This is a genomic window from Flindersiella endophytica, from assembly GCF_054779015.1.
The window spans coordinates 502,274-514,970 of sequence record NZ_BAAGYY010000023.1 but is presented as its reverse complement, the minus strand read 5'-3'; the positions used below and the strand labels follow the sequence as shown (position 1 = coordinate 514,970).

Genomic DNA, 12,697 nt, shown 5'->3' with positions numbered 1-12,697 from the left:
CTGAGCAAGGCCCGCGCGGTGCGGGGCTTCAGTCATCGTCGGAGTCTCCGTTCGCGTGGTAGCGCATTGCCTGCAGGCGGAACAGGTGGGCGTAGCGACCGTCGGCTGCCAGCAGTTCGTCGTGGGAGCCCTGCTCGGTGATCCGGCCGCCGTCGAGCAGGACGATGCGGTCGGCCCGTCGTACGGTCGAGAAGCGGTGCGAGATCACCAGCGTCGTCAGGCCGGCGGTGAGGTCGAGGAACCGGTCGTAGATATCGGCCTCTGCGCGTACGTCGAGGTGGGCTGTGGGCTCGTCGAGCACGAGCACCCGGGCACCGGCCTCGACGGCGAGCATCGCCCGGGCGAGCGCGACGCGCTGCCACTGGCCGCCGGACAGGTCGACTCCGCCTTCGTAGCGGCGGGACAGCGTGGTGCCGAGGCCGTCGGGGAGCTCGGTGAGCAGGTCGGCCACGCCGACTCTGGTGGCCGCACGGTGGACGCGCTCGTCGAGGTCGGGGGCGCGTAGGTGCTCGACGGCGCCGAGGCCGATGTTGTCGCTGGCCGGGAGCTCGTAGCGAACGAAGTCGGCGAAGATGGCGGCGATGCGTTGCCGCCAGCGGTCGGGGTCGATCTCGGCGAGGTCGATGCCGTCGATCAGGATCCGGCCGCGCTGGGGGTGGCTCAGTCCGGTGAGCAGCTTCACCAGCGTGGTCTTGCCGGCGCCGTTCAGCCCGACGACGGCCAGCGAGCTGCCGGCGGGCACGGTGAGGTCGAGCCCGTCGAAGACCGGTTCGCGGCCGGGGTAGGCGAAGCCGATGTTCTCGAAGCGGATGTCCTGCTCCACCTCGGGCGCGTTGGCCGTTGCCGCCGGGTGCCGCTTCGCGAGCTCGCGTACGCCGGACTCGAACCGCACGACGTCGGGGATGGGCACCGCGCCGTTCTCGATCCAGACGTCGCCCTCCATGCTCGCGATCGCGGCCATGCCGAGCAGGCCCTGGACGAGTACGGCGGCCGTGCCGAGGGTCAGGGTGTGGGCAGTCGCGGCGTGGGCGACCCAGGCGAGTGTCAGCGCGTGCGCGGTCACGAGGACGGCGGCGATGACCGCCAGCGCACGGTAGTCGGTGCGCCGGGCCCGCCACAGCTCGCGCATCACGCGTGTCCACTCGGCGGTGAAGCGACCGACGATCCAGTCGCCGAGGCCGAAGATGCGCAGCTCCTTGGCCCATTCCGAGCGGAGGCCGGTGTCCTTGAGGTAGGCGGCGCGCCGCATCGGGTCGGTCCAGAACGGATCGGCGCGGTAGTAGCTGGTCTGCAGCCCGACAGCGACGCCGATCCAGACGACGGCGAGCAGGACGGCGGCGTACGGCTCGATCGTCGCCACCAGGACGGTGGCCGCGAGGCCCTGGGCGCGGGCGGTCCACTGCGCGGTGATGCCGCCGACCAGCTCGCCCGGGCCGTAGCGTGCGATCTGCGCGGCGCGGTCGCGTTGGGCGGACAGGGCGGGATCTTCGTAGAGCTCCAACCCGGTACCGGCGGTGGTGGAGTGCAGGACGCGGCCGAGGAGGTAGCCGTCGTAGCGGCGGTAGAGCGCTGTGGAGACCAGCTCGGCGCCGGCGCCGACCAGCTCTTGGGCGACCAGCACGACAGCGACCGCGGCGAGGGTGCCGAGGAGCAGGCGGCCTGGTGCGCTGCCGAGGCCGCCGGTGAGGGCCGCCGGCACCTGGTCGACGACGCGGCCGACGAGAGCCGCGAACGCCGCCGGTGCGATGCCGGCCAGCAGGGCTAACGCGGCCAGGAGGAGGGTGCTGCCGGGGAACGCGCGGAACAACAACGACAGCGCCGCTCGCCGGGCGGCGCGGCGCGCCCGGATCGCGGCGAACACGCCACCAGGGCGCGCGGATTCGACTGTGGTCAAGAGACATCGCCTCGCGGGACGGGCGGCGCCAAGCAACGCCGCGACGTGATGAACCGGTCGGGTGAACGCGGGCACCACTGGGGGACCTCGCGGCGGCGGCGCTATGCCTGAGCGGGCGATGGGGTACGGATGGCGGTTACGTTCGCTAACGGAAACCCATGAGCGAAACCCTAGCCTGCGGCACCGACATCCGCGAGTGACTTGTGGCGGCGGTGTCGTGCCTGCGCGGGTGGCGGGGACGGATGGCGGCTACGTTCGCCAACGGAAGCCCATGGACAGGAGCTTAGGCTGCGGCACCGACATGTGCGCGTGACTGCCGACGTCAAGCCCGGCTGGCCGCACCCGGCCGGCTCGGAAGTCGGTGGCGATGTCGTCGGGGAGTTGCGGCGGCGGCCGGCTGGCTCGCGGCAAGTGGCGTGAGCTCCGGGTGTCGCGTCGGCCGGCTCGGATGGCGGTGGCGGTGCCGTCGGGGAGTGGCGGCGGTCACCCAGCGGCCGGCGCCGGCCGGCGGCGTCAACGGCGGCTGGCCACGTCGGCCGGTTCAGAAGTCGGTGGCGAGGCCGTCCGGGAGTTGCGGCAGCGGCCATCCGGCCTCCGGCCGCCAATGCTCCCAGCCGTCGCAGAAGGGGGAGGCCCATTGCCGGGCCAGCGCCTCCACCCTCTGCGCGTCGGCGTGGATGCGGGCCGCTTCCTCGGCCGTATAGCGGCCTGCGACCACTGCCGCCGCCAATTCGTCCTCGTCCTTCAGGCGGATCCGCCGGTCCGGTTTGACCACGACGTCGAGTACGTGGTCGCTGGTGACGAGGTTGCGGTCGTCGCGCTGGTGCGGGTCTTCCAGGTTGACGTACCAGTCACTGAAGGTTCCGTCCGCCGCCCAGAAGAGCCAGACCGACCACGGCACTCCCGTCGGGGCGACTTTGAGGGTTCCGTTGCCCAGCCACCGAGCCCGGCGTGACCTTCGTTCGCCTACGAACATCTCTTCCAGGCCGGCCGACCGGTTGTCGGAGCCGTCCGCGCGTACCGACTTCACGATCGGTGTGTCCGACGGCAGCCACGCCACGAGCGCCGTCGCGTCGTCCTGGATGACGCGCATCGGCCGGATGCCTTCGACCTGGCCGGGCTGCCAGCCGGGCCGGCGATAGCGCCACCAGATCTGCGTGCCGGGCTCCCAATACGGCGGCTCGCCGGATGGTCGGAGCGTGCTGGGGTTCGTGTCGAGCATCAACTCCGACCATACCGGCGGGCGCCACACCCACCGGACGGCTTAGCTCGACAGCTTCGACGCCTGCCGGATCATCGAGGCCAGGTCGGAGATGTCGCGGTCCTCGGAACGGCCGGCGAGTTGATCGGCTTCTCTCGACAGGTCGGCGTACCGCACGCCGGTCGCCCCCGCGCCCGCCCGCAGCACCTCCGCGAACGCCGCCGCGGTGTAGGCCACCCGCGCCTGCTCGTCGGCCGCGGTGTAGGTGCCGCCTAGCTGCCCGGCGGTGACCGTCGTCGACATCTCGGTTGCCTTACGGGTCGTCGGATCCAGCCAGCGAACGCGCGCTTCGGCGACCCGCGGATCGGACTCGAAGTTCACGCCGGAACGCAGCCGGACGACGTACAGCGCCGTCACGCTGTGTCCGGGACCGACCTCGCCGCCGTCGACCTGATCGTTACGGAAGTCGTCGGCTGCCAACGCCCGGTTGTCGTATCCGATCAGCCGGTACGTGTCGACCGCCTGCTCGTCGAACGAGACCTGCACCTTGGCGTCGAGCGCCCGCACAGTCAGCGTCGCGGGAAGTCTGCTGACGAAGAGCTTCTCCGCCTGCCGCCGCTCACTGACGTAGACCGCGAACCCGTCGCCCTTGTCGGCAAGGCGTTCCATCAGCGCGTCGCCGTACTCGCTGCCGACTCCCACGCACAGCAACGCGATTCCCTTGCCGGCCTGCTCGCGGACCTGTCCGAGAATCGGGTCGGCCTCGGTGTTGCCGGTGTTGGCGAGCCCGTCGGACAGCAGGATGACGCGGTTGGTGGCGCCCTTGCGGAAGCCCTCCCGTGCGATGGTGTAGCCGGTGGTCAAGCCCGCTTCGAGATTCGTGCTGCCGTCGGCGCTCAGCGCGTCGATCGCCTTGTGCAGCTCGGATCGCTCGGCCGCGCGGGTCATGCGTTGCACGACACTGGCCTCGTCGTTGTACCCGACGATCGCCACCGAGTCGGTCGGACGAAGCGCATCGACCAACGTGTGCAGGGAGTTCTGTACGAGGTCGAGCCGCCCGGGCTCGTTCATCGACCCGGATCGGTCGATCACGAACGTCAGCGCGGCATCGGGCCGGGCGGCAGTCGTCTCGTCGCGCGTCTGCAGCCCGATCCTCAACAGGCGTACGGATTCGGCGGCGTCCTCGCCTCCCCAGGCAGGCATCCGGCTGCCGTCGGCTGTCACCGAGAAGCCGTCGCCGGCCGGCTGGGGGTAGTCCTGGCGGAACGCGTTGGCGAACTCCTCCGGCCGTACCGTCTCACCTGACGGCAGGCGGCCGTCCTGGATCGTACGGCGTGCGTAGTCGTAGGATGCCGTGTCGATGTCCATCGCGAACGTCGACAGCGGCGTGCTCTGCGCCTTGCTCTCGAGTGGTTCGCCCTTGTTCACCCTGGCATCGGGCTGTTGGGCCAGGGCGTCGTCGGACTCGCGCTGAGATCCGTTCCCCTGTTGCGGATTCGCCTGCTTCGGCGCGGGTTTCTGCGCCGCGTCCTGACGCGATGCGGTGTCAACGTTGCGGGCAGTGCCTCGCTCCGAACACCCGGTCAGCGCCACCAGGGCGACGATGGCAGCGATGGCACACGTACGTAGGGCACGCATGGGTCCCCTCCCAGCTCGGTCGTTGCCTGAATGCGGTCAGGCTGAAAACGAGGTACAGCTGGTACGACGCTCACCATGGGCGGCATGGTTGCCGGGGAGGATCTCAGCGGGTTAACGAAACCGCTTCGTTGTCTTCTCGAGCACACCAGCGACATCCGGCGGGCGGAAGGCCGGGCCCTTCATCACCTTGCCGTCCTCGCGATACACCGGCCGCCCGTCCGCGCCGAGCTTGCTCATGTTCGACCGGTGCACCTCGTCGAGTACGGCGTCCAGCGGAATGCCGTACTCGACGGCCGTTCCGTAGATGACGTACATCATGTCGGCCAGCGCGTCGGCGACCTCCACGAGATCGCCGGCCTCCGCCGCCGCGACGTACTCCTCGAACTCCTCACGCAGCAAGGCGATCCGGAGCTTCCAGGTCTCCGGCCGCGGCGTGGGCTCGGCGGCGACACCGAGCCCGAACGCCTCGTGGAACTCGCGTACCTTGCCGGCTGCGCTCATGGGTTCGGTCACGGATGGGTCATCGACAAGACGTCGAGCGCCTTGTCGAGCTGCTCCTCGGTCAGGTCGCCGCGCGCGACGTAGCCCTGCTCGAGTACGACCTGCCGGATCGTCTTGCGCTCGGCCAATGCCGTCTTGGCGACCTTCGCGGCGTTCTCGTATCCGATGTACTTGTTCAGCGGTGTCACCACCGACGGCGACGACTCGGCGTACTCCAGGCAGCGCTCGGAGTTGGCCACCAGCCCGGCCACGAGCCGGTCGGCGAACAGGCGCGAGACGTTCGACAGCAGGCGGATCGACTCCAGCAGGTTGCGCGCCATCACAGGCAGCATGACGTTCAGCTCGAAGTCGCCCTGCGAGCCGCTGAACGCGACGGCCGCGTCGTTGCCGACGACCTGCGCGACGACCTGGCGCATCGCCTCACAGAGGACGGGGTTGACCTTGCCCGGCATGATCGACGAGCCGGGCTGCAGGTCGGGCAGCGCGAGCTCGGCCAGGCCCGTCCGCGGGCCGGAGCCCATCCAGCGGATGTCGTTGGCGATCTTGTAGAGCCCGGCGGCGATCGTGCGCAGCTGGCCGGACAGCTCGACCAGCGCGTCCTGGGCGCCCTGCGCCTCGAAATGGTTGCGCGCTTCGCTGAGCGGCAGGCCGGTCGATGCGACGAGCTCGGAGATCACCTTCTGCGCGAACCCGGGCGGCGTGTTGATGCCGGTGCCGACCGCGGTGCCGCCGAGCGGCAGTTCGGCGACGCGGGGGAGTACGGCCTCCAGGCGTTCGATGCCGTAGCGCACCTGGGCGGCGTACCCGCCGAACTCCTGGCCGAGCGTCACCGGCGTCGCGTCCATCAGGTGGGTACGGCCGGACTTCACGATGTCGCCGAACTCCGTCGCTTTGCTCTCCAGCGCCTCGGCCAGGTGCGCGAGGGCGGGCTGCAGGTCGGTGAGGACGGCGTTCGTCGCGGCGATGTGGATGGAGGAGGGGAAGACGTCGTTGGACGACTGGGAGGCGTTGACGTGGTCGTTCGGGTGGACGGCCTGGCCGGAAGCCTCGGTCGCCAGCGTCGCGATGACCTCGTTGGTGTTCATGTTGCTGGAGGTGCCGGAGCCGGTCTGGAAGACGTCGATCGGGAAGTGGTCGTCGTAACGGCCCTCGGCGACGTGCGTCGCGGCCTCTTCGATCGCCTTGGCCAGGCCGGTGTCGAGCACGCCGAGCTCGGCGTTGACGCGGGCGGCGGCACGCTTGATCTGCGCGAGCGCCCGGATGTGCTGCGACTCCAGCGGCGTACCCGAGATCGGGAAGTTCTCGACAGCGCGCTGGGTCTGCGCCCGCCACTTCGCGCTGGCGGGTACGCGTACCTCGCCCATCGTGTCGTGCTCGATGCGGTAGTCAGTCTCCTCGGCCATGGGCAGACTCTATGACCGTGACGACCGACACACCGCGTTGGCTCTCCACCCAGCAGACCGCCGACCTGCTGGGGGTGAAGCCGGAAACCGTGTACGCGTACGTGAGCCGCGGCGTACTGCAGCGGCACCAGGGCCCGGACCGGCGTTCGTCGCGCTTCGCGCGGGCGGAGGTCGAACGACTGGCCGCCCGCCAGCGACGAGGTGGGCGGGCGGGTGCGCTGGAGGTCGTGATCGACACCGAGCTGACCCTGCTCGACCCGGCCGGCGGGCTGTATTACAGAGGCGAGGACGCGACGCGCCTGGCGCTTACGTGGTCGTTCGAGCAGGTGGCCGAGCTCCTGTGGGGAACATCAGACAACCCCGGTAGCTCCGAGGGCCCGGACGGCCCACGCGGTTTGGACGCGCTCGGCAACCTGAGCAGCTCGGATGACTCGGGCCGTGCCGAGGCGACTGGTGGCTTAGCCGGCGCGAGTGGCTCGGCTGCCGCCGGGGAGCCTGAAGGCACTGGCAGCCCGAGCGGTGCCGGTGGTGCGGGTAGCAGTGCGGGCGGTGCGGTTGGCCCAGAGCCGTGGCGGGCGCCGGACGCGATGGTGCGGGTCGGTCGGGGGGTGGCTGCCGCACTGCCCGATTCCGCTCGTGCCGTCGACCGGATGCGGGTGGTCGTCGCGGCGATTCCTGCTGTCGACCCGCATCGAGACGATCGGCGGGCGGCTTCGGTGGCTCGGGCCGGGCGCCATGCGGTCGCCGCCGTCGTGGACTGTCTGCCGGAGCGAAGCCCGTCCGCCGGTACGTCCATCGCGCACCGCCTGTGGTCGAGGCTGAGCCCGGCCGCCCCGACCGTACCTCAGCTCGACGCCCTGAACGCCGCCCTCGCCCTCCTCGCCGACCATGAGCTGGCGGCCTCCACCCTGGCCGCCCGAGTCGCGGCGTCGGCGTGGGCGGATCCGTACCTCGTCCTCTCCACCGGCCTCGCCGCCGGCGGTGGCGCCCTGCACGCCGCGGTCTCCACCGCCGTCGAGACGATGCTGCGCTCGGCCGCCGACGGGCATGATGTCGTCGGCGAGCGGCTACGTGCGGGCGAGCGGGTGCCGGGCTTCGGGCACAAGGTGTACGAGTACCGCGACCCGCGTGCCGACCTCCTGCTCGACCTCGTCCGGCAGGCGGGCCCCAGCCCACTCGACGCCGTGATCGAACACGTACTCCAGCAGATGGAGCAGCGCGGCATGCCCGCTCCGAACGTCGACCTCGCCCTCGGCGCGCTCGTCGTCAAATTCGGCTTGACGCCGGGCTCGGGCGAGGTGGTCTTCCTGCTGGCACGGATGGCCGGGCTGATCGCGCACGCGACCGAGGAGTACCCACATCGTTTGCGATTTCGGCCGCGAGCCCTGTATACGGGAGCCTCGCCCGCAAAGGATTCGTAAAAGGAAGTAGTCGTGACGTCACGCGAACGCGCCCGCCGCCTGGTAGAGGCACCGCGCTTTCAGCACGCCATCACGGTCGTGATCTTGCTGAACGCCGTTACCCTCGGCGCCGAGACGTCCCACTCGGTGATGGCGCGGGCGGGCGGCGCGCTCCACGTCATCGACAAGGTCGCCCTGACGATCTTCGTGGTCGAGCTGTTGCTCAAGCTCTACGCGTACCGGCTGTCGTTCTTCCGGGACGCCTGGAACTGGTTCGACTTCCTGATCATCGGCATCTCCCTCCTGCCGTCGACCGGCGGGCTGTCGGTGCTCCGGGCGTTCCGCGTGCTTCGCGTCCTGCGACTGATCTCGGTGGTGCCGAGCATGCGCAGGGTCGTCAACGCCCTGCTGTCGGCGATTCCGGGGATGGCGTCGATCGTCGGGCTGTTGTCGATGGTGATGTACGTCGCCGCGGTGATGTCGACGAAGCTGTTCGGCGGAACGGCGCCGGAGTACTTCGGCGACCTCGGCACGTCGCTGTGGACGCTGTTCCAGGTGATGACGGGCGAGGCGTGGCCGGAGATCGCGCAGCAGGTGATGGCGGAGCACCCGACGGCGTGGCTGTTCTTCCTCCTCTACATCCTGGTGTCGACGTTCGTGGTCCTGAACCTCTTCCTGGCCGTCATGGTCAGCGCGATGGAAGGCACCCGCCACGACGAGGAGGCGGCGCACCAGCAGGAACGCCAACAGGACAAGGCGACCGACGCCGTCGTCCTCGACGAGCTGGCCGCCTTGCGCGCGGAGATCCGTGCCCTGCGAGAGGAAACTCAGGCCGAGGGTACGCGCTCGGGCGGTGGCGGTCCGACGTAACGCGCCGACGGCCGGATGATCTTACGGCCGTGGGCCTGCTCGAGGATGTGCGCGCACCAGCCGATCACGCGGCTGGAGGCGAACGTCGGCGTGAACATGTCGCGCGGCAGGCCGCACAACTCCATCACGACGCCGGCGTAGAACTCCACGTTGGTGTGGATCTGGCGCTCCGGCTTGAGCTCGGCGAGCAGTGCCAGTACACGGCTCTCGACCTGCACCGCGAAGTCGACCAGTGGCCCGCCGAGCTCTTCGGCGGTCTCGCGCAGCAGGCGCGACCGCGGGTCCTCCGTACGATAGATCGGGTGGCCGAAGCCCATGATCCGGTCGCCGGCGAGGATGCGCTCGCGTACCCACGGGTCGATGTTGTCGGGTGTCCCGATCGCGTCGAGTGAGTCCAGTGCCCGGCTCGGCGCGCCACCGTGCAGCGGCCCCGACAGCGCGCCGATCGCGCCGACGACGCACGCGGCCAGGTCGGCGCCGGTGGACGCGATCACGCGGGCGGTGAACGCCGAGGCGTTGAAGCCGTGCTCGACGGTGAGGCAGAGGTATCGCTCGACAGCCCTTGCGTACAAGGGATCCGGCTCCTCGCCGGTCATCATGTAGAGGTAGTTCGCGGCGTACGGCAGGTCCTCGCGGGGCGGGATCGGCTCCTGGCCGTGGCGCAGCCGGTGCAGGGCCGTCAGCAACGCCGGCACCTGCGCGGAGATGCGCAACGCGTCGTTCCGGCGGGTCTCATCGTCGAGATCCCACAGCGGCCGCAGGCCGGCGGCCGCTCCGGCGAGGGAGATCGCGCTGCGGAGGGCGGTCATCGGCGCGTCGGTGCTGTGCGCGACGGCGGGCAGCAGGGCGAGGACGGACGGGTCGACGTGCCGCAACGGCGCGACTCTGGCCGCGAACGCCGCGCGCCGGCTCGCGTCGGGCAGGACGCCTTCGTGGAGGAGGTGCCAAACGTCTTCCAGAGAACGGGTTCTGGCCAGGTCGACGGCGGAGTACTGCCGGTAGTGGTAGAAGCCCTCCAGCCCGCGGACGTCGCCGAGCGTCGTGTCGGTGACGGCCACTCCGGCGAGGCCCGGCGGTACCTCGATCAGGCCGTTGGTCGCGTTCGTCGTCATGCACAGGACTGTTGCTCCGCGATCAACATGTTGTCAATGTTGATCGCATCAATGTAATTGGCATAGCGCCTGGTCGTGGCCGGTGCCGTGACCAACCTCACTGGGGCTTGGCTGCGCGCCGGCTATGACCTGCGAGCGAGATAGAGGTGGTAGTCGAGCTCGCGGGCGTCGCGCTGAACGACGCGGTGGAGTTCTTCGCAGCCGCCGAAGCGTCGTTGCAGCAGCTTGGCGAGCCGGCGAGCGGGCGCAGCCGCCCAGAACACCACGACACCCTGCGGACGCAGGACACGGGCGAGCTCGTCGAGGAACGGCCGTTCGTAGATCTCGGCGTTGGCCAGGTGAACCAGGAAGCCCGGGCCGTTGTCGACGTCCAGCAGGACCACGTCGGCGCTGGCGTCCGGCTGCTCGGGCAGCCAGCGGCGGATGTCGCTCTCGTGGGTGCGCACCCTGGGGTCGGCGAGCAGGCCGGCGGTGTGCGGGATCCGGCCGGCGCGTACCCACTCGATGACCGCCGGCTCGAGCTCGATGACGTCGACGTGCCGTACGCGCTCGTCGTCGAGCAGAGCCTGGACGGTGAAGCCGAGCCCCAGCCCACCGACGACGACTGTGCCCGGGCTATCGGTGCGCTCGAGGGCGGCCTCGGCGAGCAGGCGTTCGGTGGAGCTGTCGACGGTGTCCATGACGAACGTGCCGTTCACGATCAGCTCGAAGATCGGCTCGCCGCCGTCACCGTCGGTACGCCGCCGCAGCGCGGCCGACCCGCGCGGGCTCTCGTCGTAGGCCACGATCTCTGACACAGCCGAAACCCTATGTCAGCGTGGTCGGCACCGGGCGAGGTCGTCTCCGCAGGCGGCGAACGTCTCGACGACCATCTTCGGGAGCTCGGTCTTCTCGACCAGTACGCCTTCGGCCCGCCGCGCCTCGATCGCGAACAAGCGGTTGCCGAGCACGAAGCTGACCCCTTCGGCGTAACCGGTGGCCTTGACCGGGATACCGGGCACACGGATGTCGTGCGCGTCGCCGCGGCTGTCCGACACGTCCTTCGGGTTCGTGGTCGAGCGGACGACGAACCGGGCCTCGGTCCCGCCGAACACGCAGCTCACCTCCCCACTGGCGGCGATCGCTGACCGGCGGCCTGGCAGCTCGGAACCGACGGCGCGCTCAACGGCTCGTACGTCTAGGTGCGCGCAGACACCGGACAGGTCCACGGCAGGAAACGCCTCCACGGTTTCCAAGCGGGCGGCGACCCTGCGTAGCGCCTGTTCGGCTGCGCTGGGCCGGCTGGATTCGGTCTCGAGATCGATCTGCGCCGAGGTCTCGCCCCACTGCAGCACGGCCATCGTGTCGCTTGCCCGCGCTTCGCCCTGGAGACCGGTCACCTGCTTCAGGTCGGGCTCTTTCAGGTAGGGGCTGATGGTGTTCTCCAGCACGGAGACGCGCAGGCGCGCGGTGTAGGTGCCGTTCGTGCGGGTCAGGTAGGTGCAGTGGTACATCCACCCGCCACCGTGGCGGGGCTCGGCCGCCCGATCGGCGATCTCGGCGTTGGCTCCGGCGAACTCGCGTACGTCGGCGGCCGAGAGGAGATCGCACTCGTCGGGTGTCTGCTCGGCGGTCTGTCGAGTGGCTGCGGCGGTGGGCTCCGGCCGCGGCGGTTCGGCTTCGGGGCTGGTGGTGCACGCCGCCAGGCCGAGCAGCAACGCGCCGGCCGCGATCAGGAGGCTGTGCTCGCGCGTGGTCATCGTCTGCACCCGGCGAGGTCGTCTCCGCAGGCGGCGAACGCGTCGACGACCATCTTCGGGAGATTCGTGCTCTCCATCGACGGTTCCTCACCGTCGAGGCTGAGGGTCACGTCGTACCGCCGCCCGTCGACGACGAATGTGATCCCGGTTCCCGAGAGCTCCGAGACCTTCCTGGCTCCCTTGGCTGACAGACCGGTGATGGGGGTGTTCGCAGGTGCGAAGCGCGAGTCGAAGCCCTCCAGGTCGGTGGTCGACTCGACGCGGAACATCGCGTTCGAGGTCTCGAACGAACATTTCACGTCGCCGTTCTCGCGGACCACGCCCCTCCGGCCAGGTAGTTCCGTTCCGGCGAGGCGCTCGACGAGCGCGGCGTCCAGCCGGGCACAGACGCCGGCCGGGTCGGATCGCGGGAACTCGGGCACGGTCTCGAGCCGGCCGGAGATGGCGCGCAGTGCCTGCTCGAATCCGCCGGGCGTGAATCCGCCATCGATGGACCCGGCCAGCCGGACGTCGATGTCGCCGGCGCGCATCCCGGCGGCCCTCTCGCCCACCCAAGCCTCGTCGCCGAGCCCGCTCAATCGTCTGCGCTCGGAGCTGTCGTCGCGAGCGACGTCGGGCACGGGTATGCCGGCCGTCGACACCGTGACGGACAGGAAGCCGGGGTCTTCTTCGTCGGTCAGCTGCTGGTAGGAGCAGTAGTACTCCCAGCCGCCGGCCCTGGTCGGAGTGGCGCTGCGAAGGGTCACTTCGGCGTCGGACCTCAGGATCTGCTCGAGGTCCTGGCGCGGGATCAGGTCGCATTCGTTCGGTGGGCCGGCGAGGAGCCACTTGGTGGTGGCTGTGTAGCCGGCTACGGCGAGCAACGGAAGCAGTACGGCAACGGCGGCAACGAGCACAGCGATCCTGCGCTTGGACATCGTGAACCCTCCCCAGGCGAAA

11 protein-coding genes are annotated in these 12,697 nt (G+C 70.1%); 2 read left to right on the top strand and 9 right to left on the bottom strand.

The features are described 5' to 3' along the window. Window positions 1-28 precede the first annotated feature (28 nt). From ACYVF6_RS26720 to ACYVF6_RS26700, 5 genes are all read right to left on the bottom strand, one after another. The gene (locus tag ACYVF6_RS26720; protein WP_460525298.1) at window positions 29-1,894 is read right to left on the bottom strand and encodes an ABC transporter ATP-binding protein; all 1,866 of its coding nucleotides are present in this window, start codon (window positions 1,892-1,894) and stop codon (window positions 29-31) included. 541 nt (window positions 1,895-2,435) lie between these two features. Beyond that, window positions 2,436-3,116: a DUF402 domain-containing protein gene (locus ACYVF6_RS26715; RefSeq protein WP_460525297.1), complete on the bottom strand. Its 681-nt coding sequence runs from the start codon at window positions 3,114-3,116 to the stop codon at window positions 2,436-2,438. 42 nt (window positions 3,117-3,158) lie between these two features. After that, entirely contained in the window at window positions 3,159-4,733 is a 1,575-nt protein-coding gene (locus ACYVF6_RS26710) for a vWA domain-containing protein (protein WP_460525296.1), read from the bottom strand. Between the two features lie 111 nt (window positions 4,734-4,844). Then, window positions 4,845-5,246 carry a pyrophosphohydrolase domain-containing protein gene (locus ACYVF6_RS26705; protein WP_460525295.1) on the bottom strand — a complete coding sequence of 134 codons (402 nt, stop codon included), beginning with the start codon at window positions 5,244-5,246 and terminating at the stop codon, window positions 4,845-4,847. Continuing rightward, the gene (locus tag ACYVF6_RS26700; RefSeq protein ID WP_460525294.1) at window positions 5,243-6,637 is read right to left on the bottom strand and encodes a class II fumarate hydratase; all 1,395 of its coding nucleotides are present in this window, start codon (window positions 6,635-6,637) and stop codon (window positions 5,243-5,245) included. The genes ACYVF6_RS26705 and ACYVF6_RS26700 overlap by 4 nt, the downstream gene beginning before the upstream one ends. 17 nt (window positions 6,638-6,654) lie before the next feature. Here ACYVF6_RS26700 and ACYVF6_RS26695 point away from each other — a divergent pair, with 17 nt between their 5' ends. Together ACYVF6_RS26695 and ACYVF6_RS26690 are read left to right on the top strand one after the other, a co-directional pair. Beyond that, window positions 6,655-8,058, top strand: a complete 1,404-nt coding sequence (locus ACYVF6_RS26695; protein WP_460525293.1) for a citrate synthase — start codon at window positions 6,655-6,657, stop codon at window positions 8,056-8,058. A gap of 12 nt (window positions 8,059-8,070) precedes the next feature. Further along, the gene (locus ACYVF6_RS26690; RefSeq protein WP_460525292.1) at window positions 8,071-8,907 is read left to right on the top strand and encodes an ion transporter; all 837 of its coding nucleotides are present in this window, start codon (window positions 8,071-8,073) and stop codon (window positions 8,905-8,907) included. Here ACYVF6_RS26690 and ACYVF6_RS26685 read toward each other — a convergent pair. The 4 genes from ACYVF6_RS26685 to ACYVF6_RS26670 all read right to left on the bottom strand — a co-directional run bounded on the left by ACYVF6_RS26685 (window position 8,865) and on the right by ACYVF6_RS26670 (window position 12,675). Further along, the gene (locus ACYVF6_RS26685; RefSeq protein WP_460525291.1) at window positions 8,865-10,019 is read right to left on the bottom strand and encodes a citrate synthase; all 1,155 of its coding nucleotides are present in this window, start codon (window positions 10,017-10,019) and stop codon (window positions 8,865-8,867) included. The two genes, ACYVF6_RS26690 and ACYVF6_RS26685, sit on opposite strands and share 43 nt — an antisense overlap. Before the next feature lie 122 nt (window positions 10,020-10,141). Beyond that, window positions 10,142-10,816, bottom strand: a complete 675-nt coding sequence (locus tag ACYVF6_RS26680; RefSeq protein ID WP_460525289.1) for a spermidine synthase — start codon at window positions 10,814-10,816, stop codon at window positions 10,142-10,144. Between the two features lie 15 nt (window positions 10,817-10,831). Further along, window positions 10,832-11,758, bottom strand: coding sequence for a hypothetical protein (locus ACYVF6_RS26675; RefSeq protein ID WP_460525287.1), 927 nt, complete (start codon window positions 11,756-11,758; stop codon window positions 10,832-10,834). Next, window positions 11,755-12,675 carry a hypothetical protein gene (locus ACYVF6_RS26670; protein WP_460525285.1) on the bottom strand — a complete coding sequence of 307 codons (921 nt, stop codon included), beginning with the start codon at window positions 12,673-12,675 and terminating at the stop codon, window positions 11,755-11,757. The genes ACYVF6_RS26675 and ACYVF6_RS26670 overlap by 4 nt, the downstream gene beginning before the upstream one ends. Between the last annotated feature and the right edge of the window lie 22 nt (window positions 12,676-12,697).